Origin of the sequence: Streptomyces sp. GDS52 (assembly GCF_052246875.1) — a bacterium.
In the GTDB taxonomy this organism is placed as follows: Bacteria; Actinomycetota; Actinomycetes; order Streptomycetales; family Streptomycetaceae; genus Streptomyces; species Streptomyces cathayae.
Genome location: NZ_CM125966.1, coordinates 1472904 through 1495424, shown reverse-complemented (window position 1 = coordinate 1495424; position 22521 = coordinate 1472904). Strand labels below are relative to the sequence as shown.

Genomic DNA, 22521 nt, shown 5'->3' with positions numbered 1-22521 from the left:
CGGGCCCTAGGGCTGCTCGGTGGCCGGACCCTCTTCGGCGTCCTCGAGTCTGGCCTTGAGCACCGGGCTGATGATCAGGTCGTACGCGAGGGTTCCGAGGACGCCGCCGATGAGGGGGCCGACAATGGGGATCCACCAATAACCGCTGAACCATTGGAAGGTTCCTGGTAGGGCGATGGAGCCCCAGCCTTCGAAGAAAGTGAACAGCCGGGGGCCGAAATCTCGGGCGGGATTGATCGCATAGCCGGCGTTGGTGCCGAACGTCAGACCGATCGCGACGACCACCAGACCGATGAGGAAAGGGCCCAGATTGGACATCGGAGCCATATTGCGGGTGTCGATGAGTGCACAGATCAGCAGCAGCAGAATCCCGGTGCCGATGATTTGGTCGAGCAAGGGGCCCCACCAGGAACCCCCGAAGTATTCAGCGGGGAATGTGGCGAAGATCGAGTATGTCGCCAGTGACTGGTCCCGCGGGACACCCGCCTTGGTGTTGGCCGCGTCGATCGCCCACCGGTAGGACGCGTAGACGAGCGCGGCGGCGACGAACGCCCCCACGACCTGTGCCAGCCAGTAGGGCAGGACCTTCCGCCAGGGGAAATCCCTTCGTACGGCGAAGCTCAGAGTCACCGCGGGATTGATGTGGGCGCCGCTGATACCGCCGGCCACATAGACGCCGAACACCACGGCGAGACCCCAGCCCCACGAGATGATGAGCCAGTTGGCGGGGCCGAAGTCCGCCGTCTGCCGACCTGATCCGGGCAGGCCGACGACGGCGACGGCCACCGATCCGACGCCCAGTAGAATAAGGACGAATGTCCCCATGAATTCTGCGAGCATCTCACCGGCGAGGCCCTTTCGGTAACCACGTCGATGGACAATGCGTTCAGCCATCGGGTCTCCTCGGCTGGAATGGCGCAGTCTTGCCCTCCCCATTACCGGAAGCCTATGGCCGCCTCGTGCGTCCCGCCTGTGCGGCGCCGGAATTCCCTCCCATGGAGTAATGCGCCATTCCCGCGCCGTCCACCGCTTTCACCGCCCCCTTCGCCCGCCGCTTTCACCCGGGCGGCGCACCGGACCGTGCGCCGGACCGCACCTCGGTCTCCAGGGCGCGCCACCTCTCGTGAAGGACCGGAGCCGGTGGCGTCGGCCGGTGGGACCCTTGCCGGCCGGGTGGGGCCGGGGCTCGCCGGTACGGATCGGCACAGGGCTTCTCCCCCTGCCCGCTGCTTGCTTCTCACGGAGCACGGAGCACGGATCGCGGAGCACGGATCACGGATCACGGACCGGTCCAGGGGAGCGCGTCCGCTGGTCATGCAGCCGCAGCTGCGAGGGTGGAACCCCTTGTCGGTGCGCATCAGCTGCTGAAGCCCTGTGTCGGGGCTGCATGTGCGGCTTCCGGCGGGAGGTGAACGGCAGCTGGTGTATGAGATACGAAAGGGCGGACTCATGACGTCCGGAGCCTTGTCAGTCCGGACGGGGGCACCCTATTCTCGCGGCGAGAAAGCGCTTTCCATCGAGTCGACGGCGTTCGACGGCACTCTGCATGACATGCCCATGACGTTAAGTGAACAGGGAGAGCCCGCATGAAGAGATCAGCAGCACTGCGGTTCCACGCGACGCTGGCCACGGCGGCCCTCGCGGCCGCGACCGGACTGGTGGTGGCGATGCCCTCGGCGTCGGCCGCGACCGGCAGTGCCACCGGCTACGCGACCCAGAACGGCGGGACCACCGGCGGCGCGGGCGGGCAGACGGTCCGGGCCACCACGGGCACCGCGATCCACACCGCCCTGTGCAACCGTGCCAGCAGCAGCACCCCGATCATCATCGAGGTCCAGGGCACCATCAATCACGGCAACACCAGCAAGGTGTCGGGCAGCAGCTGCAACACCGCCGCCGGTGTGATCGAGCTCAAGCAGATCAGCAACGTCACGATCGTCGGGGTCGGCAGCGGTGCCGTCTTCGACCAGTTGGGCATCCACATCCGGGAGGCCCGCAACATCATCATCCAGAACGTGACCGTCCGGAACGTCAAGAAGTCCGGCTCGCCCACCTCCAACGGCGGCGACGCCATCGGCATGGAGACCGACGTCCGCAACGTCTGGGTCGACCACGTCACCCTGGAGGCGTCCGGCGGGGAGTCGGAGGGCTACGACGGCCTCTTCGACATGAAGGACAACACCCAGTACGTGACCCTGTCGTACAGCACCCTGCGCAACTCCGGCCGCGGCGGCCTCATCGGATCCAGCGAGAGCGACCGCTCCAACGGCAACATCACGTTCCACCACAACCTGTACGAGAACATCGACTCCCGTGCACCGCTGCTGCGCGGCGGCATCGCCCACATGTACAACAACCACTACAAGCGCCTCAACGACTCCGGCATCAACTCCCGGGCCGGGGCGCGCGCCAAGGTGGACAACAACTACTTCGAGGACTCCAAGGACGTCCTCGGCACCTTCTACACCAGCGAAGCCGGCTACTGGCAGGTCAGCGGCAACATCTTCGACAACGTGACCTGGTCCTCCCGCAGCGGCGACAACCAGCCCGCCGGCCCCAACCCGACCTCCAACACCTCGGTCTCCATCCCCTACTCCTACAAGCTCGACGCCGCCAACTGCGTACCGGACGTGGTGAACCGGACGGCGGGCGCCAACAAGGGCCTGAAGGTGTCGGACGGCAACTGCACGCCGCAGAACCCCACCCCGACCGACCCCACGGACCCCACCGACCCGACGGACCCGACCGACCCCCCCACCGGGACCAACCTCAGCCTCGGTGCCGGTGCTGACGGCTCCAGCAAGGCCGGCGGGACGAGCTACGGCAACGTGATCGACGGCAACCTCGGCACCTACTGGTCGCCGAGCGGCTCGACCGGTTCCGTCTCGGTCAAGTGGTCGTCCGACGCCACGGTGTCGAAGGTCAACATCCGGGAGGCGTCGGGCTCCGAGGGCACCGTCCGGTCCTGGCGGCTCCTCAACCACGACACCGGTGCCGTCCTGGCCTCCGGCAGCAGTGCGGGCGCCGTCTCCTTCGCGCGGACCTCGCTGCGCAAGATCACCTTCGAGGTCACCGGCGCGAGCGGCACGCCGCGGATCGCCGAGTTCGAGACCTACGGCGGATAACGGACAGGGACGGGCGAGTCGCCGTCCCACCCCCCTCGGGTGCCGGGCATCGGCTCGGCACCCGAGGGCTCGTGTTTTCGGACAGGGTCGCCCGAAAGGAGTGTACGTTCGTACGCTCCGCGGATAAGGTCGGGCGCATGACCACTGACGTACTGCGCCGGCCCGCACTGGCCGAGCGGCAGGCTCGCGCGGCCGTTGCCGTCCTCTTCTTCACCAACGGGGCCCTGTTCGCGAACCTTCTGCCCCGCTATCCGCAGATCAAGGCGGATCTCGGCATCGGCAACGCCGCCTACGGGCTGGCCGTCGCGGCGTTCCCGACGGGGGCCATCGTCGCCGGTATGGCGGCGGGGGTCCTCATCCGCCGCCTGGGGTCGGCGCGGGTGGCGGTGGTGAGCACCCTGCTGACCGGGGCGGGGATCCTCGTCGCGGGCATGGCGCACTCGGTGGTGCTGTTCGCGGGAGCGCTGTTCCTGGCCGGAGCGATGGACGCGATCACCGATGTCGCGCAGAACGCCCACGGCCTGCGGGTGCAGCGCCGTTACGGGCGTTCCATCATCAACTCCTTCCACGCCATCTGGTCCATCGGCGCCGTCACCGGCGGCTCCATGGCCGCCGCCGCCATAGCGCTCGGTCTCTCGCGCGGGGCGCACCTGGCGATCTCGGGGGTGCTCTTCGGTCTCGCCGCCTGTGTCGCCCTGCGGTTCGCCCTGCCCGGGCCCGACACCGAGCCGGTCGAGGACGCGGACGAGAAGGGTGCCGGGAGCGGGGCGCCGCGGCGGAACGGGCGTCCGGCCGTGGCCGCACGCGTCCGCTACGTGATGATCGCGCTCGTCCTGATCGCGACGGCCGGCACGCTCGTCGAGGACGCGGGCAACTCCTGGGCCGCGCTCTACCTCTCCGACTCGCTGAACGCCTCGGCGGCGCTGGCGGCAACCGGCTTCATCGCCCTGGTGGGCGCCCAGTTCGTCGGCCGGATCCTCGGCGACCGGCTCGTCGACCGGTTCGGCCAGCGCGCGGTGGCCCGCGCCGGCGGCCTGATCGCCGCGGTCGGCATGGGGCTGGCGCTGGCCGTGCCCACGGTGCCCGGAACGATCCTCGGCTTCGCCGCGGCCGGGTTCGGCGTGGCGACGCTGGTGCCCGCGGCCATGCTCGAGGCCGACGAACTGCCCGGCCTCAAGCCCGGATCGGGGCTCACGATCGTCTCCTGGCTGATGCGGCTGGGCTTCCTGCTCTCCCCGCCGGTCGTCGGGCTCGTCGCCGACGAGGCCGGCCTTCGGCTGGGGCTGATGGTGGTGCCCCTCGCGGGTGTGCTCGTGGTGGTGTGCGCGGGGGTGCTGCGGACCGTCAGCGTCAAGCGGTAGTCCCCGGCGCGGGGAGTGTACGTTCGTACGCTCTGGGTGTACGGTCGCTCCCATGGCGACGGACCACTTCGCGCAGGACCCCCGTACCCACCTGGAACGGATGCAGGCGGGCGACCTCTACATCGCCGACGATCCCGAGATCGCCCGCCGGCAGCAGCAGGCGGTACGCCTGGCCGCCCGCTACCAGGCGGCCTACGCCGAGGACGCCGAGGCGGCGGGAGCGATCCTCGCCGAACTGCTCGGCGCGGTGGGCGAACAGGCGCATGTGCGTCCACCCCTGTACGTCGACTACGGCAGCAACATCACCATCGGGGCGCGCACCTTCGTCAACTACAACCTGACCGCGCTGGACGTCGCCGCCATCGTCATCGGCGAGGACTGCCAGATCGGCCCCGGCGTCCAGCTCCTCACCCCCACGCACCCCCTGGAACCGCAGCCCCGGCGCGACAAGCTGGAGGCCGCGCAGCCGATCACCATCGGCGACAACGTCTGGATCGGCGGGGGAGCGATCGTCCTGCCCGGCGTGAGCATCGGGGACAACTCCGTGATCGGGGCCGGTTCGGTCGTCACCAAGGACGTGCCGCCGAACGTGGTCGCCGTCGGCAGCCCCGCCCGTCCGGTCCGGACCCTCTGAGGCGCGACGCCCATGGCCACCGGACACACCGACCCGCAGCGGCGCGCGCGCATCATCGCCGCCGCCCTCGACCTCATCGCCGAGGAGGGGCTCGCGGCGGTCTCCCACCGCAAGATCGCCAAACGGGCCGGGGTGCCGCTGGGGTCTATGACGTACCACTTCAGCGGGATCGACGAGTTGCTGCGGGAGGCGTTCAGCGAATTCACCGGCCACATAGTCGCCGTGTTCGACACCTACCTCGCGGCGCCGGCCGGCCGGGAGGAGGCCCGTACGGCCGTGGCCGACCTCGTCCACGCCCTGTCCGAGGGCAGCTCGCGCGACCTGGTGCTGACCCAGGAGCTGTACTCGCTCGCCGCCCGCCGGCCTGCCTACCGGGAGCTCACCCATGAGTGGATGCGCCGCAGCCGCAGCCACCTCGAGAAGCACTTCGACCCGGACACCGCCCGCCAGCTCGACGCCCTCATCGAGGGATTGACGCTCCATCGCGCCTTGTCGCGGGAGCCGCACGAGCGGTCCCTGACCCTCGAGGCGATCGCCCGCATCACCACGACGGACCGCCGGGAGCCTTGATCGGCGCCACGCCCGGCCGGTCCCCCCAGCCGCCCGTGCGGCACAGTCCTGACCACTGTGCCGCACGGGCCCGACCGGGCCGGCTCACGGTGCTGGAGGCTTCGGCGGTGTCGGCGGTGTCGGCGGCGTCAGGATCGCCGTGAACCGGTAGCGCGAGCCGCGGTACACCGCGCGCACCCACTCCACCGGTGTCCCCCGCTCGTCCCGGGAGTGGCGGGACAGCAGCAGCATCGGCAGGCCCACGTCGGTGTGGAGCAGACCGGCCTCCCGCGGTGTGGCGGGCGAGGTCTCGATGGTCTCGTCGGCCTCCGCCAGGCGCACCCCGTACACCTCGGCGAGCGTCGTGTAGAGCGAGGTGCGGCGGGCCAGGTTCCGGCGCAGGCCGGGGAAGCGGCGTGCGGACAGATGGGTCGCCTCGATCGCCATGGGTTCGCCCCCGGCCAGCCGCAGCCGCTCCACGCGCAGGACGCGCTCACCCCGTTCCACCTCGAGCAGGGCCGCCAGCTCCTCGTCGGCCGCGATGTGGTCGATGTTCAGGACCCGGGAGGCGGCGGTGAGCCCCTGGTTGCGCATGTCCTCGGTGTACGAGGTCAGTTGGAGCGTCCGGTAGATCTTCGGACGGGCGACGAAGGTGCCCTTGCCCTGGATGCGGACCAGCCGCCCCTCGCTCACCAGCTCCTGCAGCGCCTTGCGCACGGTGGTGCGGGAGGTGCGGAACTCGAGGGCGAGGAAGCGCTCGGGCGGCATCGGCGACCCCGGCGCGCGCGCCTCGGTCATCCGCAGTAACCGCTGCTTGACGCGGTAGTACTTCGGTACGCGGTCGGTGCGGTCCGGTGTTCCCGGGACGGCCTGGGCGCTGCTGAGGTCGGTGTTCATGACCTGCCTTCCGGCTGCGGTGTCCGGCGCGCGGGCGGCAGGCGCCGACCGCGGTGCACGTCGGCGGACGGCCGGATTCGGCGCCGCACACTCGGCGGTCCCGTTATAACCGCACGCCCCTCTTTGGTCTAGTCCAAGCCTCGACACGTCCCTGTTTGAGGGGAGTTCGGGAGGACGTGCAGGTCCGTGCGGGGGTGCCGGAAGCTGGTCCGGGGGATTGGCGGCGCGACCCTTGACAGGGCCATAGGTCTAGGCCAAGCTCCCCCTGCTGGTCTAAACCATTTAGAGGAAGCCGGGTCCCAGCCCGCCGAGTGTCGCGCCGCTGTGAGGGTCACCGCCGAAGGCGTGGGTGTGGAAGGCGTTCCTGAGGAGGGGTGGCGCGTGAAGCGCAAGCTGATAGCCGCGATCGGGGTCGCGGGCATGTTGTTCTCCGTCGCCGCGTGCGGGGGAGACGACGGTGACGGCAAGAGCACCGGGGCCAACGGGTACGAGGGCCAGACGCTCACCGTGTGGGTGATGGACGGCTCCTCGCCGGACGACTGGCAGAAGGACCTGGCCACGGAGTTCGAGGCGAAGACCAAGGCGAAGGTCACGTTCGAGGTCCAGCAGTGGAACGGCATCCAGCAGAAGCTGACCACCGCCCTGTCCGAGGAGAACCCGCCCGACGTCTTCGAGATCGGCAACACCCAGACCCCGGCCTACGCCAAGACCGGCGGCCTCGCCGACCTCACCGACCTCAAGTCCGAGATCGGCGCCGACTGGACCGAGACCCTCAACGAGTCGTCCGTCTACGAAGGCAAGCAGTACGCGGCACCGTGGTACTTCGCCAACCGCGTCGTCCTCTACAACAAGAAGGTCTGGGCGGACGCGGGGCTGAAGGACACCCCCAAGACCCGTGACGAGTTCTACGACGCGCTCAAGAAGATCGGCGACAAGACCGACGCGGAGCCGATCTACCTGCCGGGCCAGAACTGGTACCACTTCGTCGGGCTCGTCATCGGCGAGGGCGGCGAACTGGTCAAGAAGGACGGCGACAAGCACGTCTCCAACCTCGACGATCCGAAGGTCGTCGCCGCCATGGAGACCTACAAGAAGTTCCAGTCGCTGTCCAAGGCGCCCAAGGACAAGGACGAGGCCACCCCGCAGCAGGGCCAGGTCTTCGCCAAGGGCAACGTAGGCGCCTTCATCGGCATGGGCTGGGAAGCCGGCATCGCCATCGAGGCCAACCCGAAGATCGAGAAGGAGATCGGCTACTTCACCATCCCGGGTGCCGCGGCCGACAAGCCCGAGGGCGTCTTCCTCGGCGGCTCCAACCTCGCCGTCGCCGCGGGCAGCAAGAAGCAGGACCTCGCCCAGGAGTTCCTGAAGCTCACTCTGTCCGACACGTTCGAGGGCGCCCTGGCCAAGGCCAACGGCGTCATCCCCAACAAGGAGTCGCTGCAGGGCAACCTCGAGGGCAACGCCCCCGCCGAGGCCGCCGCACCCGCCGCCGCCGTCGGCGGAACCACCCCGCTGATCCCGGAGTGGGCCGCGGTGGAGAACGCGCCCAACCCGATCAAGACGTACATGACCGCCGTGCTGAACGGCAAGTCACCGGCCGAGGCGGCCAAGCAGGTCGAGGGCGAGTTCAACAAGCGCCTGGCGCAGCAGCAGTAGAAGCGCACGCGCTCCGACCGGTGCGGGGGCCGGCCACTCGACGGCCCCCGCACCGCGTTCGGGTACGTCGAGAAGAGAGATCGCGAGCATGACCGTGCAGACCGAACGGCCGCCCTCCGGCCCGGCGGACGTCCGCAGGGCGGACACCGGGCCGGCACCCGGCAGGCCCCCATCGCGAGCCGGCGCGCTCGCCCCGTACCTGTTGCTGCTGCCCGCCTGCGCGGCCACCGTGCTGCTGCTCGGCTGGCCGCTGCTCAAGGACGTGCTGCTGTCGTTCCAGAACCTCAACATGGGGCAGCTGATCCAGCGGGTCACCGAGTGGAACGGTGTCGACAACTACCAGGAGACCCTCACCAGTGGGGACTTCTGGCGGGTCACCCTCCGCTCGATCCTGTTCACGGCGGTCAACGTCGTCCTGATCATGGTCCTGGGCGCGCTGGTCGGCCTGCTGCTCGCCCGCCTCGGCAAGCGGATGCGGTTCACCCTGCTGCTCGGCCTGGTCCTGGCCTGGGCCATGCCCATCGTGGCGGCCACCACCGTCTACCAGTGGCTGTTCGCCCAGCGCTTCGGTGTCGTCAACTGGGTCCTGGACAAGCTCGGCTGGCACTCCATGGCCGACTACAGCTGGACCAGCAGCCAGATGTCGACCTTCTTCGTGGTCACCGTGCTGATCGTGTGGATGTCCGTCCCGTTCGTCGCGATCAACCTGTACGCGGCGACGACCACCATCCCCGGCGAGCTCTACGAGGCCGCGTCCCTCGACGGCGCCGGCGCCTGGCGGAGCTTCACCGCGGTCACCATGCCGTTCCTGCGGCCGTTCCTCTACGCGACGACCTTCCTGGAGATCATCTGGGTCTTCAAGGCGTTCGTCCAGGTCTATCTCTTCAACAGCGGCGGCCCCGACCGGCTCACCGAGATCCTGCCCGTCTACGCCTACGTCGAGGGCATGGGCAACCAGCACTACGGCATGGGTGCGGCGATCGCGGTCCTGACCATCCTGATCCTGCTCGGCCTGACCGCCTCCTACCTCAGGATCGTGCTCAAGCAGGAGAACGAAGAGGAGGCCGGGCTGTGAAACGCTCGCTCTTTGCCCGGGTCTGGCCCAACGCCACCGCCGTCGTCCTGTTCATCGGCTGCGTCTTCCCCGTGTACTGGATGTTCGCCACGGCCTTCAAGCCGACCGGCGACATCCTCTCGGAGGACCCGGTCTGGTTCCCGACCGACGTCACCTTCGAGCACTTCAGGACCGCGGCCGGCGTCGACCACTTCTGGACGTACGTCCGCAACTCGCTGACCGTCACCGTCCTGGCCGTCGTCTTCTCGCTGGTCATCGCGCTGGCCGGCTCCTTCGCCCTGGCGCGGATGCGGTTCAGGGGGCGGCGCGGCTTCGTCATCGGTTTCATGATGGCGCAGATGGCGCCCTGGGAAGTCATGATCATCGCGATCTACATGATCGTGCGGGACGCGTCGATGCTGAACAGCCTCGTGCCGCTGACGCTCTTCTACACGATGATGATCCTGCCCTTCACCATCCTGACGCTGCGCGGCTTCGTCGCCGCCGTGCCCAAGGAGCTGGAGGAGTCGGCGATGGTCGACGGCTGCACCCGCGCCCAGGCGTTCCGCCGGGTCATCCTGCCGCTGCTCGCCCCGGGCCTGATGGCCACCTCGCTGTTCGGCTTCATCACCGCCTGGAACGAGTTCGCGCTGGTCCTGGTGCTCAACAAGGACACCGAGGCACAGACCCTGCCGCTGTGGCTGTCCAGCTTCCAGACCCAGTTCGGCGACGACTGGGGCGCGACCATGGCCGCCTCGTCACTCTTCGCCGTCCCGATCCTGATCCTCTTCGTCTACCTGCAGCGCAAGGCCGTCAGCGGCCTCACCGCGGGCGCCGTGAAGGGATAACGCCCCCGATGACGACATTCACCACCGGTACCGACACCCTCACCCGGGACGCCCTGGCCGTCCTGCAACCGGGCTTCACCGGCACCACCGCGCCCGACTGGGTGCTGCGCCGCCTCGGCGAGGGCCTCACCTCCGTGGGCCTCTTCGGGCGCAACGTCGCCACCGCCGAGCAGGTCGCCGCCCTCACCGCCCAGTTGCGGGCCGAGCGGGACGACCTGCTGGTGGCCATCGACGAGGAGAGCGGTGACGTCACCCGGCTGGAGGTCCGCACCGGCTCCTCCTTCCCCGGCAACCACGCCCTCGGTGCCGTCGACGACACCGCTCTCACCCGGGGCGTCGCCCGGGAGCTGGGCCGCCGGCTCGCCGAGTGCGGGGTCACCTTCGACTGGGCGCCCTCGGCCGACGTCAACGCCAACCCCGACAACCCGGTCATCGGCGTGCGTTCCTTCGGCCGGGACACCGACCTGGTGGCCCGGCACACCGCGGCCTGGGTCGAGGGCCTGCAGTCCACCGGCGTCGCCGCCTGCACCAAGCACTTCCCCGGCCACGGCGACACCAGCGTCGACTCCCACCACGCCGTCCCGCACATCGACCTCGACACGACGACCCTGTACGAACGCGAACTCCAGCCGTTCCGGGCGGCGATCGCGGCCGGCACCCGGGCCGTCATGAGCGCCCACATCAAGGTCCCCGTCCTCGACCCGGACCGCCCCGCCACCCTCTCCCGCCGCATCCTCACCGACCTGCTGCGCGGCGAACTCGGCTACCAGGGGCTGATCGTCACCGACGGCATGGAGATGCGCGCCATCTCCGGCACCTACGGCCTCGAACACGGAGCCGTCCTGGCCGTCGCCGCCGGTGCCGACGCCATCTGCGTGGGCGGCGGACTGTGCGACGAGGACACGGTGCAGAGCCTCCAGGACGCGCTCGTCGCCGCGGTCCGCTCCGGCGAACTCCCCGAGGAACGGCTCGCCGACGCCGCCGCCCGGGTACGTGCCCTGGCCGACTGGACCGCCCGGGCGCGGCGGTCCCCGGCCCCGGGCGCCCCCGAACCGGAGATCGGCCTCACGGCGGCCCGTCGCGCGGTGACCGTCACCCGCACCGGACCCCCGGCACCGGTCACCGCACCGGTGTACGTGGCCACCTTCAGTCCCGAGGCCAACATCGCCGTCGGCGACGAGACGCCCTGGGGCGTCGGCGCGGAACTGGAGCGGCTGCTGCCCGGCACCACCACCGGCCACTTCACCGACACCGACACCGACGCCGGTGCGCGGGTGCTCGAGGCCGCGGCCGGCCGGCGGGTGGTCGCCGTGGTCCGCGACGAGCACCGGCACCCGTGGATGCGCACCGCCCTGGACACCCTGCTCGCCGCCGCGCCGGACACCGTCGTCGTGGAGATGGGCGTCCCGCAGTCCGCGCCGCGCGGCACCCCGCACATCGCCACGCACGGCGCGGCCCGCGTCTGCGGTGTGGCGGCGGCCGAGGCGATCGTCGCGGGCTGACGCACAGAGGCGGTCCGGACCCCGGGGCCCGGACCGCCTCTCCGCGTGCCTGCCGGTCCGTCACGTGGTCATGTCGTCAGGGATGGAGCTTCTCCCCCTCGGCGAGCATGGCGACGAACTTCTCGATACGGGCCGCCCTGGTCTGCGGGCGCTTGGCGTCCTGGACGCGGTGGAGGATCGCGTACCGGTTGCGGCTGTCGAGGGCGCCGAAGAAGTCGCGGGCCGCCGGGACCGCGTCCAGCGCGGCTCGCAGGTCGTCGGGGACGGTCGCGGTGCTCTGGCTCGCGTACGCCGCCTCCCAGCGGCCGTCGGCCCTGGCCCGCTCCACCTCGCGCAGCCCGGGCTCCCGCATCCGGCCCGCCTCGACGAGCGCGGCGGCCTTCTGCCGGTTGATCATCGACCACTTGCTGCGCGGCCGCCGGGGAGTGAACCGCTGGAGCCAGTGCGTGTCGTCCAGCTTCTTCTTGTGCCCGTCGATCCAGCCCCAGCACAGTGCCGACTCCAGGGCGGCGGCGTAGTCGGGGCCGGGCAGCCCGGAGTCCTTCCTCGGAATCCGCAACCAGACCCCGGGCAGCTCGTCGTGGTGCTCCTCCAGCCACTTCTCCCACTCGCCCTGCGTTTCGACGGCGAGGACCGGGTCCCCCGTGCGCGCTTCGTCAGCCATGGCACACAGGGAACCCGGTCCGCGTCTGCGGGGTCAACGACACGGACCCCGCCGGTGTGGCGGCCGGCTACGCCGGGGCGGTGGTCGGGGTCTGGGGCCGGTCCGCCGGGTTCTGCTCGGCTGTGTGGTCAGCGTGTTCCGTGTCCAGGACGCGGGGGGCGCGGATGCCGGCCATGCCGGTCACGGTCACGACCGCGGCCACCGCGGCGGCGACCCCGCACACGGTGTAGGCGAGGCTGAAGCCGCTGCCCAGCGCGTCGAGGGCGATGCCCTGCGCGGCCGCTCCGGGGGCGTCCGGCGGCAGGCTGTTGACGGCGATCGGTCCGGCGGCCCGGCCGATCTCCGTGGCGGCGCCCAGCTGGTCGGGCGGCAGGTCCGCGCCGGCCAGCTTCGCGGCGAAGGTCTCGCCCGCGTGGCTGAGGGCGACCGCGCCGACGACCACCGGGCCCAGGGCGAAGCCGAGGTCGCGCAGCATGTTGGTGGTGGCGCTCGCCATGCCGGCCAGCCGGCCCGGCACGCTGTTCAGCGCGACGGCCGTGATCGAGCTGACGGCCAGCGCGAAGCCGATGCCGATGAGCAGGGTGGGCACGACGAACGGGGTCAGGCTCCGGTCGGTGACGTCCAGCCGGGCGCACAGGAACGACCCGACGGCCATCAGGCTGAAGCCGGAGGTCAGCAGCCAGTTCGGGGAGACCCGGTGGAGCAGCCGGGAGACGACCGGGATCAGGACGAACGCCGGTCCCTGGAGCAGCAGGAAGGGGAGGGCGACGCGCAGCGGGTCCTGGTGCTGCACGGGGCCGAGCCACATGCTCGTCGCGAAGCACGCGCCGAGGAAGGCGATCATGCCGATGACCGCCACGACCGAGCCCACCGCGAAGGCGCGGTCCTTGAACAGGGAGAGGTTGAGGATCGGGGACTCGGCGCGGCGCTCGATCAGCAGGAAGGCGGTCAGGAAGCCCGCGCCGACGGCGAACGCGCCCACGATGTCCGGCGCGCCCCAGCCCTTCGCGGGTCCCTCCACGGCCGCGTACAGCACCAGGATGAGACCGATCGCGAAGGTGATCTGGCCCGGGACGTCGAGCCGGCGTCCCTCGGCGGCCTTCGACTCGGTGGCCAGGGCCAGCGAGAGCACCATGCTGACGAAGGCCAGCGCGACGAGGACCAGGAACGAGCCCCGCCACGACCCGACCTTGGCGAACGCCCCGCCGATCAGGGGGGAGAGCGCCGCACCGGCCGACAGGAAGCCGCTCCACAGCGCGATGGCGCGGGCCCGCTCCATCGCGCTGCGGGCGACGTCCGCGATCATGGTGAGCGATCCGGGGAACATGGCGCCGGCGCCGAGACCGTTGAGCGCGGCGCCGACCCACAGCCACTGCACGGTGGGCGAGACGGCCGAGACGATGCTTCCGGCGACGATGAGCGCCGCGCCCGAGGCGATGAGCCGACGGCGTCCGAACAGGTCGCCGAGGACACCGAAGGTGAACTCGAAGACGACCACGGCGATCATGAAGGACGCCGTGATCCAGGTCAGCTGGGATCCGTGCGTGCCGAGGTCCTGCTGGAAGAGTCCGTTGAGCGAGGCCGGCAGGGCGTTGGCCAGCTGGGCCACGAACACCGCGGCGCTCGCGGCAGCGAGTGTGCCCGCGTAGCCCGGCCTTCGGGCAGCCCCCGCGGAAGGGCCGGGGGACGTCGTCGTCCCGTTGTTGAGCGTCACTGCAGTTCTCCCTGACTGGGATGGTGAGACGGCCCGGTTCTTCGTGGCCGGTTCCGATGGGTGTGACGGGGTGGACGCGACCCGTCGGACCACGTGGTGACGTGGCGTGGAATGGGGGGAGGGACGCAGGCCGGGCTTCGGGAAGGTGGCGAACGAAGCGCGGTGACGGCGAGAATGACACTCGCTTTACGTCACGTCAAGGAAATGTACGGCGCGTATGAAGAATGATCATGAGGTAAGAGTGGAGCTGTCGAACGGGAGGTCGGCGATAGGATGAGCGTCATGACCGCCTCCACGGCCGTACCGTCCCCCGAGCCGTCCGACGCCAGGAAGCGGGGGCGCTGAGATGGCCGGGCTGCGCGCGGCGCAGAAGCAGATGACCCGCAAGCTCCTGCTGGACTCGGCACTGGAGCTGTTCCGCACCAAGGGCTACGCCGCCACCACGGTGGACGACATCGCGGCCGCGGCGGGCACCACCCGGGTGACGTTCTACGCATACTTCCCGTCCCGCAGCGACCTGATGCGGGCACTCATCGGCGAGCTGAACGAGAAGCTCGAACGCACCGACTCACCCGTCCACGGCTCGACCGCCCGGCGCCTGGTCGAGGTCGTCCACGACGGCAGCCGCGAGGCGATCACCGAGTGGCTGTACGGCATCTCCGGCCGCTGGGAGGCGATCCGCCCCTACACCGTGGCCGCCTTCGAGGCGGCGGCGATCGATCCGGAACTGCGCGGCCTGGTGAACGCGTGGCTGGAGGAGGCCGTCAGCGACATCGAGGAGGGCCTCGACCAGGCCGACCGCTTCCCTCCCGGGAGCCGCCACCTGCGCGGTGTGCTCGCGATGGCCCAGCTCGACCACGTGGCCCGCACCTGGACCCCCGGCCGCTGGGGCGCCGACCGCGCGTCCGTGGTCGACGTCCTGGCCGAAAGCTGGACCGGCCTGCTGAGCACCGGCGCCCCGGACGTACCGGAGGCACGGCGCGGCTGACCGCGGGGCGCGGAAAGGGGCGGCCGGGCTCTCAGGCCGTCCCGGCCAGGTCCGCGCTCAGGGCCCGGGCCGCAGCCTGCAGGGTGCTGACCAGGAACTGCAGGTCGAGCGGGTCGTAGCGGGTGCCCGGCAGGGAGATCGACAGGCCCGCCCGGACCGTGCCCGCGGCGTCATGGACCGGGACCCCGACGGCCACCAGGCCCCGCTCGGAGCGGTTCCGGTTGACGGCGAAGCCACTGCGGGCGATGCCCTTCAGCTCCGCGGACAGCGCGCCGAGGTCCGGGCGCTCCTGGGGCCGGTCGCGGTAGTGCTCGCTCGCGTACACCTCCGCCAGCTCCTCCTCGCTCAGTTCCGCGAGCAGCAGCAGGCCGCCCGTCGTCCGGTGGGCCGGGAAGACCATCCCCTCCCGGGACCCGACCCGCAGCGCCCGGTCGCACTCCACGCTGGCGATGAACCGGGCCGTGTCCCCCGTGCGGATGGTGAGGTTCGTGGTCTCGTTCAGCCGGTCCACCACCCGGTGCAGGTGGGGCAGGGCCGCCGTCCGCAGCCGGGACACCAGGGAACGCGAGTGCGTCGCCAGCTCCAGCACCGGGCCCACGCGGTAGACCCGGTTCTCGTCCCGGACCGCGAAGTCCCGGTAGACCAGCATGGCCAGCAGCCGGTGCGCGGTCGACCGGGCCACCCCGAGCCGCTCGGCGACCTGCGTGACGGTCAGTGAGCCCTCCAGCTGGAGCATCGTCGCGGCCCGCAGCGCGTGGTCGACGCTGGCGATGGCGTACGGCGGCGGTGTCTTGAGCGGCTTGTCCACGGTGAACCTCCCGGTACTGCCCGTTCCGGATCTCGTCGTTGCCTGCGGTTTCTCGCAGCTGTTCTGCTCTCCAGAATTTACATGTCCGTTCCGTGGACATGGCGCACAGTGGGAGCTGTGACCACCTCCTTCAGCACCCCCCCTGCCACGGGCTCCCCCGTCCGCCTGAGCGCTGTCAGCGCCGCGGACCAGCCCGACGTCACCCCGGCGCTCGAGGAGCTGTACCGGGGCTTCGAAAGCGAACTGCTCGTCCCGCTGTGGACCGAGATCGGCGACCTCATGCCGGCTCATCCGCGCTCCCGCGCCGTGCCGCACCTGTGGCGCTGGGAGAAGCTGCGGGAACTGGCCGCGCAGGCCGGTGAGATCGTCCCGGTCGGCCGGGGCGGCGAGCGGCGCGCCATCGCACTGGCCAACCCCGCCCTCGGCGGCCGTCCCTTCGCCACGCCCACCCTGTGGGCGGCCATCCAGTACCTGATGCCCGGCGAGGACGCCCCCGAGCACCGCCACACCCAGCACGCCTTCCGCTTCGTCGTCGAGGGCGAGGGCGTGTGGACGGTCGTCGGCCGTGACCCGGTGGCCATGCGGCGCGGCGACTTCCTCCCGCAGGCCGGGTGGAACATGCACGCCCACCACAACGCCACCACCGAGCCGATGGCCTGGATCGACGGCCTGGACATCCCGTTCCAGTACACCAGCGAGTCCCAGTTCTTCGAGTTCGGCCGCGACGAGATCAGCGACGCCGAGCGGATCACCCCGGACCGGTCCCGCTCCGAGCGCCTGTGGGGCCACCCGGGACTGCGCCCGGTCGCCGCCGGCTCGGCCGCCCCCGGCACGCCCCTGCTGGCGTACCGCTGGGAGCACACCGACCGGGCGCTCACCGACCAGCTCGCCCTGGAGAAGGAAGGGTTCGACGGCACGGTCGAGCCCGGCCACGCCGCCGTCCGGTTCACCGACCCGTCGACCGGCGCCGACGTGCTGCCCACCATCCGCGCCGAGGTGCACCGCGTGGTCCGCGGCGCCGAGACCGCCCCGGTGCGCGAGACCGGTTCGTCCGTCTACCAGGTCTTCGACGGCTCCGGCACCGTCACCGTCGGCGACGTGTCCTGGTCCGTGACGCGCGGCGACCTGTTCGTCGTCCCGTCCTGGCAGCCGCTCTCCGTACGCTCCGAGGCCGGTGCCACCGACTCCGACTCGGGCGCCCTGGACCTGTTCCGGTTCAGCGACTCCCCGATCTTCGAAGCCCTCCGGCTCGACCGTACCCACGTGGAAGGAACCACCCGCTCATGAAGCTCGCCACCCTCCGTACCGACGGCACCACCAAGGCCGTCCGGCTCGACGGTGACGTCCTGGTCGACCTCGGGTTCCCCGACGTGGGCACCCTGCTCGCGCAGGACGACTGGGCCGAGCGCGCCGCCGCCCCCGCCGGCGACGCGACGACCTACCCCGCCGAGGGCGCCGATTTCGCCCCCGTGGTCCCGCAGCCCTCCAAGGTGGTGTGCGTCGGCCTCAACTACCGCAACCACATCCAGGAGATGGGTCGGGACCTGCCCGAACACCCCACCCTGTTCGCGAAGTTCGCCGACTCCCTGATCGGCGCGGGCGACGACATCGTCCGCCCCGAGGAGACCGAGCAGTTCGACTGGGAGGTCGAACTCGCCGTCGTCGTCGGCAAGCAGGTCCGCCGCGCCAAGGGCGAGCAGGCCGAGCAGGCCATCGCCGGCTTCACCGTGCTCAACGACATCACCACGCGCGACTGGCAGTTCCGCACCCGCGAGTGGCTCCAGGGCAAGACCTGGGACTCCACCACCCCCGTCGGCCCGTACCTGGTGACCCCCGACGAGCTGCCCGGCGGCGTCCGCCCCGCGCTCGACGTCACGCTCACCGTGGACGGCGAGGTCATGCAGTCCGACAACACCGGTGACCTGCTCTTCGACCCGGTCGCCCTGGTCGAGTACGTCTCCACGATCATCCGCCTCAACCCCGGCGACATCATCGCCACCGGCACCCCCGGCGGCGTCGGCCACGCCCGCAAGCCCGCCCGCTACCTGCTCGGCGGCGAGACCGTGGTCACCGAGGTCCAGGGCATCGGCCGGCTGGAGAACAAGGTCGTCGAGGAGAAGCAGGCCTGATGCCCCGCACGTTCGACGACGCCCGCCGCTGGGCGGAGCTCGGCACGAACCTGGTGCTCGAGGCCACCGCCGGCTTCGACGACGAGGCCTACGACGTGCCCAGCGGCCTGCCCGGCTGGCGGCGCAGGCAGCTCGTCGCCCACGTCGCCGCCAACGCGGACGCCCTCGGCAACCTCGTGCACTGGGCCGCCACCGGCGAAGAGACCCCGATGTACGCCTCCCCCGAGGAGCGGGCCGCCGGCATCGAGCGCGGCCTCGGGATGCCCGCCGCCGAACTCACCGGATGGCTGCGCGGGTCCGCCGCCGAACTCGCCGCGTCGACGGCGAAGCTCAGCGACGGCCAGTGGCAGTCCCAGGTCGTGACGGCGCAGGGCCGTACGGTGCCCGCCACCGAACTGCCCTGGATGCGCTCCCGCGAGGTGTGCGTCCACGCCGTCGACCTGGGCACCGGCATCACCTTCGCCGACCTGCCGGCCGACTTCCTCGCCGCACTCTGCGACGACGTCATCGCCAAGCGCGCCAAGGCCCCCGGCCCGGCGCTGCGCCTGACGGAGACCGACACCGGAGAGGTCCGGGAACTCCCCGGCGACGGCGAGCCGACCGTGCTCACCGGCCCGCTCGCCGAGATCACGGCCTACCTCACCGGGCGCAGGCACGCCCTCACCGCCCCCGACGGCGGCCCGGCCCCCACCCTGGGTCCCTGGCTCTGACCGACGGCGCCGGACCCCGGCGCGGCCAGGCAGAGCAGGGTCCCCTGCTCAGACAGGAAAAAACGATGTCCCCTGCAACCCCTCCCACCGAAGGCCGACCCGACGTCCTCATCGTCGGCGGTGGCATCGGTGGCCTCAGCACCGCCTTCGCCCTCGCCCGGGAGGGGCTGCGCATCCGCGTTCTCGAACGCGCTCCGGAGTTCGGCGAGGTCGGCGCCGGCCTCCAGATCGCGCCCAACTGCACCCGCATCCTCGACGAGTACGGGCTGCTCGACGAGGCCAAGGAACTCGGCGTGGTCCCCGAGAGCATGGCCATGCGTGACGCGCTCGACTCCAGCGAGCTGGTCCGCCTCGACCTGGGCGAGCTCGAGCGCCGCTACGGCTTCCCGTACATGGTCATCCACCGCAGCGACCTGCACGCGATCTTCCTGCGGGCCTGTCGGAGGGCCGGCGTGGACCTGGTGACCGACCAGACGGTCGTCGACTACGAGAACACAGCCGACGGCGCCCGCGTCACCCTGGCCGACGGCCGCACCGAGGAGGCGCCGCTCGTCATCGCCGCCGACGGACTGCGCTCTGTGGCCCGGCAGAAGCTGGTCGGCGACGACGTGGTCAGCTCCGACTACGTGGCCTACCGGGCGGCCGTCCCGATCGAGCAGGTCCGCGACAACGGCATCGCCGAGAAGGACGTCACCGTCTACATCGGCCCCCGCTGCCACTTCGTCCAGTACGCGCTGCGCGGCGGCGAGATGTTCAACCAGGTCGCCGTGTTCCAGTCGCCCAAGGCCCTCGCCGGGCAGGAGGACTGGGGCACCCCCGACGAGCTCGACGCGGCCTTCGAGGGGACCTGCGAGACCGTGGGCAAGGGCATCCCGCTGATGTGGCGGGACCGCTGGTGGCAGATGATGGACCGCGACCCGATCGACACCTGGGTGCACGGCCGCATCGCCCTGCTCGGCGACGCCGCCCACCCGCCGCTGCAGTACATGGCACAGGGCGCGATCATGGCGATCGAGGACGGCTGGGTCCTCTCCCGGCACGTCGCCCGGCTGCGCGCCGAGGGCACCGACCCCTCGGCCGTCGACTGGGACGCCGCGCTGGCCGCGTACGAGGCGGTCCGCGTCGAGCACTGCCGCCGGGTGCTGACGACCGCCCGCGCCTGGGGCGAACTGTGGCACCTCGAGGGCGCGCAGCGGCTGCAGCGCAACGCGATCATGCGTGAGATCGACCCCGCCGAGTGGGCCTTCACCGACTGGGTCTACGGACCCACCGCGCTGTTCCCGGACGAGGAACCCGCCATGTTCACCCCCATACCGCTGGCCTCGGCCCGCGTCGAGGGGAACAACCCGGCAGCGACCGGCGCCGCGGCCTAGGCCACGGAAACCGGCGCGGCCCCGCCCGCGGGCGGCACGACCCGCTGACCACGGGAGCCGAACACGAGAGCGCCGGCCGGTCCGCGACATGCGGACCGGCCGGCGCTCTGTCGTGCCCACCCCCGGCGGCGTGCGGTCAGCCCCCGGTCGGCTGCATCAACCGGGCCAGCAGGTCGTCCAGGGTGACCAGACCGGTGAGCCGGCCCGCGTCGTCGCGGACGACCGCCAGCGTGCCCCGGCGCCGGCGCAGCGCGTCGATCGCGTCGGCGACCGTGGTGCCGTCCGTCAGCTCGGGCACCGGGCGGGCCAGCTCACGGGCGCTGGTGGCGCGACCGCGGGCACGGGCGACCAGGGCGTCGCGCGCGTGGACCGAGCCGAGGACGGTGCCGCCCTCGCGGACGAGCAGCCGGGTGCGGTCGTGCGCGGTGGCCACCCGCAGCACCTCCTCGACACCCGCGTCCCCCTCGACGGAGATGATCTCCTCGGCCGGGATCCGCAGGGCGGCGACCGGGGTGTCGGGCTCGGTCAGCGAACGGGTGAGCAACTGCGAGTCCGTCTTGCTGATCAGGCCGAGCCGCTCCGACTCCGCCACCAGATGGGTGAGCTGCTCCCGGTCGTGGACCGAGGCCAGCTCGTCGCGCGGGCTCACCCGGCACATCCGCACCAGGGCGTTGCTCACCACGTTCAACACGTGGATCAGCGGCCGGACGGCCTTCACCACCGCCCGGAACGAGGGGGCGAGCAGCATCGCGGAACGCTCCGGGTGGGCGATCGCCCACGACTTGGGCGCCATCTCGCCGACCACCATGTGCAGGAACACCACCACGGCCATCGCGACGGCGAACGCCACACCGTAGCTGACCGCGCTGGGCAGCCCCAGGGACTGCAGCAGCGGGTCCAGCTGGTGCGAGATCGCGGGCTTGGACACCGAGCCCAGACCCAGCGTGCACACCGTGATGCCCAGCTGGGCACCGGCCAGCATGAGCGACAGCTCGCGCATCCCGGCCAGCGCGGCACCGGCGCCGCGCCGTCCCTCGGCCGCCGCCTTCTCCATCCGGTGCCGTCGGGCGGCGACCAGCGCGAACTCGGCCGCCACGAAGAACCCGCTGCCGATCAGCAGCAGCACGGTCACGAAGAGAGCCATCGGGAAACTCATGCGGGCTCCTCCGCCGTGTGCTCTTCCCGGGCCAGGAGCGTGATCCGCGCCCGCTCGGCGACATGCCGGTCCAGGGTGCGTACGTCGATCACCGCGTGGCCGCCCTTGGGCAGTTCGACGGTGACCCGGTCACCCACGGTGGGGAAACGGCCCAGCCGGTCCACGATCAGCCCGGCCACCGTCTCGTAGTCGTCCTCCTCGGGCAGCCGGACGCCGGTCGCCTCGGCCACCTCGTCCAGCCGGCGGCCCGCGTCCACGAGCCAGCCCTCGCCGTCGGCCACCGCGAGCTCGGTGACCTTGTCGGACTCGTCGGCGATGTCACCGACCAGCTCCTCGGCGATGTCCTCGTAGGTGACGATGCCGGCCACACCGCCGTGCTCGTCGAGGACGACCGCGAACTCGTCGTCCTGCTCGCGCATCCGCGCGACCGCGTCCGGCAGCGGCAGTGTGTCCGGCAGCAGCAGGGGCCGCCGGGCCATCGCCCCGGCCGTGGCGCCCGTGAGCCGCCCGGCGGGCACCGCCATCAGCTCGCGCACGCCCAGCACCCCCGTGACGTCGTCGGGGTGATCCCCGAGCACGGGGTAGTTGGAGTGGCCGTGTTCGGCGATCAGGGCGACCGCCTCGTCGGCGTTCGCCTCCCCGCGCACGAAGACGGCGTCCGCGCGCGGCACCATCACCGCGTGCAGGGTGCGCTCGGAGAACTCCAGCGCGTGGTCCAGCAGGGTGGCGGTGTCCCCGGGCAGCGCCCCGTTCTCGTGGGACTCGCCGATCAGATGGCCGAGCTCCTCCAGCGTGGCGCCGTGGTGCAGCTCCTCGACCGGCTCGATGCCGATGCGGCGCAGCAGCCGGGAGGCCGCGTTGTCGAAGATCCGCACCAACGGCCCGACGACCTTCAGATAGGCCAGGGTCGAGCCGGCCAGCGCCTTCGCCAGCCGCTCGGGCACGGCGATGGCGAGGTTCTTCGGGGCCAGCTCGCCGAGCACCATCTGGACGATCGTGGCCAGCACGAAGGCGAGCACGACGGAGATGCCGCTCACCGCCGAGTCCGGCAGTCCGAGGCCGGACAGCGCCGGCCTGAGCAGCGCGGACACCGACGGCTCGGCGATGAAGCCGACGATCAGACCGGTGACGGTGATGCCGAGCTGGGCGCCCGACAGCATGAAGGACAGCCGCTCCAGCACCTTCAGCGCGCGGGCGGCCCTGCGGTCCCCGGCCTCGGCCTCACGGGTGAGCGTGAGCCGGTCCACGGAGACGTAGGCGAACTCCTGGGCGACGAAGTAGCCGGTGCCGGCGGTCAGCACGAACACGGCGAACAGGCCCCACAGGGCCTCCACGGCACTCATCCAGCACCAC

20 protein-coding genes are annotated in these 22521 nt (G+C 71.3%); 13 read left to right on the top strand and 7 right to left on the bottom strand.

Going from position 1 to position 22521, the window contains the following annotated elements; translation table 11 throughout:
- Nucleotides 1–6: 6 nt before the first annotated feature.
- Complete coding sequence (locus tag ACTWJ9_RS06720) at nucleotides 7–894, bottom strand: MIP/aquaporin family protein (RefSeq protein WP_279333334.1); 888 nt, start codon at nucleotides 892–894, stop codon at nucleotides 7–9.
- A gap of 692 nt (nucleotides 895–1586) precedes the next feature.
- Between ACTWJ9_RS06720 and ACTWJ9_RS06715 the strand changes: the two genes are divergently transcribed.
- The 4 genes from ACTWJ9_RS06715 to ACTWJ9_RS06700 all read left to right on the top strand — a co-directional run bounded on the left by ACTWJ9_RS06715 (nucleotide 1587) and on the right by ACTWJ9_RS06700 (nucleotide 5690).
- The gene (locus ACTWJ9_RS06715; protein ID WP_279333333.1) at nucleotides 1587–3125 is read left to right on the top strand and encodes a pectate lyase family protein; all 1539 of its coding nucleotides are present in this window, start codon (nucleotides 1587–1589) and stop codon (nucleotides 3123–3125) included.
- Between the two features lie 137 nt (nucleotides 3126–3262).
- Entirely contained in the window at nucleotides 3263–4486 is a 1224-nt protein-coding gene (locus ACTWJ9_RS06710) for an MFS transporter (protein WP_279333332.1), read from the top strand.
- Between the two features lie 52 nt (nucleotides 4487–4538).
- Entirely contained in the window at nucleotides 4539–5120 is a 582-nt protein-coding gene (locus ACTWJ9_RS06705) for a sugar O-acetyltransferase (RefSeq protein WP_387039495.1), read from the top strand.
- Between the two features lie 12 nt (nucleotides 5121–5132).
- A complete protein-coding gene (locus ACTWJ9_RS06700; protein ID WP_279333330.1) occupies nucleotides 5133–5690 on the top strand; it encodes a TetR/AcrR family transcriptional regulator in 558 nt (185 codons plus the stop codon).
- Between the two features lie 84 nt (nucleotides 5691–5774).
- On the opposite strand, the gene ACTWJ9_RS06695 is transcribed toward ACTWJ9_RS06700, so the two are convergent.
- Nucleotides 5775–6566 (bottom strand): GntR family transcriptional regulator, encoded by a 792-nt coding sequence (locus ACTWJ9_RS06695; protein ID WP_279333328.1) that lies wholly within the window; start codon nucleotides 6564–6566, stop codon nucleotides 5775–5777.
- 381 nt (nucleotides 6567–6947) lie between these two features.
- Between ACTWJ9_RS06695 and ACTWJ9_RS06690 the strand changes: the two genes are divergently transcribed.
- The 4 genes from ACTWJ9_RS06690 to ACTWJ9_RS06675 all read left to right on the top strand — a co-directional run bounded on the left by ACTWJ9_RS06690 (nucleotide 6948) and on the right by ACTWJ9_RS06675 (nucleotide 11626).
- Nucleotides 6948–8222, top strand: coding sequence for an extracellular solute-binding protein (locus ACTWJ9_RS06690; protein ID WP_387039499.1), 1275 nt, complete (start codon nucleotides 6948–6950; stop codon nucleotides 8220–8222).
- A gap of 88 nt (nucleotides 8223–8310) precedes the next feature.
- Nucleotides 8311–9297, top strand: coding sequence for a carbohydrate ABC transporter permease (locus ACTWJ9_RS06685; protein ID WP_387039501.1), 987 nt, complete (start codon nucleotides 8311–8313; stop codon nucleotides 9295–9297).
- On the top strand, nucleotides 9294–10124 hold the full coding sequence (locus tag ACTWJ9_RS06680; protein ID WP_387039503.1) for a carbohydrate ABC transporter permease: 831 nt from the start codon (nucleotides 9294–9296) through the stop codon (nucleotides 10122–10124). The genes ACTWJ9_RS06685 and ACTWJ9_RS06680 overlap by 4 nt, the downstream gene beginning before the upstream one ends.
- 8 nt (nucleotides 10125–10132) lie before the next feature.
- Nucleotides 10133–11626 (top strand): glycoside hydrolase family 3 protein, encoded by a 1494-nt coding sequence (locus ACTWJ9_RS06675; RefSeq protein ID WP_443295337.1) that lies wholly within the window; start codon nucleotides 10133–10135, stop codon nucleotides 11624–11626.
- Nucleotides 11627–11702: 76 nt separating this feature from the next.
- Here the strand turns inward: ACTWJ9_RS06675 and ACTWJ9_RS06670 are convergent, their stop codons facing one another.
- Both ACTWJ9_RS06670 and ACTWJ9_RS06665 read right to left on the bottom strand, forming a co-directional pair.
- Nucleotides 11703–12290 carry a YdeI/OmpD-associated family protein gene (locus tag ACTWJ9_RS06670; protein ID WP_443295336.1) on the bottom strand — a complete coding sequence of 196 codons (588 nt, stop codon included), beginning with the start codon at nucleotides 12288–12290 and terminating at the stop codon, nucleotides 11703–11705.
- A gap of 67 nt (nucleotides 12291–12357) precedes the next feature.
- Entirely contained in the window at nucleotides 12358–14004 is a 1647-nt protein-coding gene (locus ACTWJ9_RS06665; RefSeq protein ID WP_443295335.1) for an MFS transporter, read from the bottom strand.
- A 346-nt stretch (nucleotides 14005–14350) separates the two neighbouring features.
- Between ACTWJ9_RS06665 and ACTWJ9_RS06660 the strand changes: the two genes are divergently transcribed.
- On the top strand, nucleotides 14351–14992 hold the full coding sequence (locus ACTWJ9_RS06660; RefSeq protein ID WP_279333317.1) for a TetR/AcrR family transcriptional regulator: 642 nt from the start codon (nucleotides 14351–14353) through the stop codon (nucleotides 14990–14992).
- A gap of 31 nt (nucleotides 14993–15023) precedes the next feature.
- Here ACTWJ9_RS06660 and ACTWJ9_RS06655 read toward each other — a convergent pair whose 3' ends face one another.
- Complete coding sequence (locus tag ACTWJ9_RS06655; protein ID WP_443295334.1) at nucleotides 15024–15800, bottom strand: IclR family transcriptional regulator; 777 nt, start codon at nucleotides 15798–15800, stop codon at nucleotides 15024–15026.
- A gap of 117 nt (nucleotides 15801–15917) precedes the next feature.
- Here ACTWJ9_RS06655 and ACTWJ9_RS06650 point away from each other — a divergent pair, with 117 nt between their 5' ends.
- From ACTWJ9_RS06650 to ACTWJ9_RS06635, 4 genes are all read left to right on the top strand, one after another.
- Nucleotides 15918–17087: a cupin domain-containing protein gene (locus ACTWJ9_RS06650; protein WP_387041936.1), complete on the top strand. Its 1170-nt coding sequence runs from the start codon at nucleotides 15918–15920 to the stop codon at nucleotides 17085–17087.
- On the top strand, nucleotides 17084–17929 hold the full coding sequence (locus ACTWJ9_RS06645; RefSeq protein ID WP_279333311.1) for a fumarylacetoacetate hydrolase family protein: 846 nt from the start codon (nucleotides 17084–17086) through the stop codon (nucleotides 17927–17929). Before ACTWJ9_RS06650 ends, ACTWJ9_RS06645 begins: the two co-directional genes overlap by 4 nt.
- On the top strand, nucleotides 17929–18639 hold the full coding sequence (locus ACTWJ9_RS06640; RefSeq protein ID WP_279333309.1) for a maleylpyruvate isomerase family mycothiol-dependent enzyme: 711 nt from the start codon (nucleotides 17929–17931) through the stop codon (nucleotides 18637–18639). Before ACTWJ9_RS06645 ends, ACTWJ9_RS06640 begins: the two co-directional genes overlap by 1 nt.
- Before the next feature lie 65 nt (nucleotides 18640–18704).
- The gene (locus ACTWJ9_RS06635) at nucleotides 18705–20012 is read left to right on the top strand and encodes an FAD-dependent oxidoreductase (protein ID WP_279333307.1); all 1308 of its coding nucleotides are present in this window, start codon (nucleotides 18705–18707) and stop codon (nucleotides 20010–20012) included.
- Nucleotides 20013–20148: 136 nt separating this feature from the next.
- Here the strand turns inward: ACTWJ9_RS06635 and ACTWJ9_RS06630 are convergent, their stop codons facing one another.
- Together ACTWJ9_RS06630 and ACTWJ9_RS06625 are read right to left on the bottom strand one after the other, a co-directional pair.
- Nucleotides 20149–21168, bottom strand: a complete 1020-nt coding sequence (locus ACTWJ9_RS06630; protein ID WP_443295333.1) for a hemolysin family protein — start codon at nucleotides 21166–21168, stop codon at nucleotides 20149–20151.
- Nucleotides 21165–22511, bottom strand: a complete 1347-nt coding sequence (locus ACTWJ9_RS06625) for a hemolysin family protein (RefSeq protein ID WP_388702229.1) — start codon at nucleotides 22509–22511, stop codon at nucleotides 21165–21167. Before ACTWJ9_RS06625 ends, ACTWJ9_RS06630 begins: the two co-directional genes overlap by 4 nt.
- Nucleotides 22512–22521: the final 10 nt, after the last annotated feature.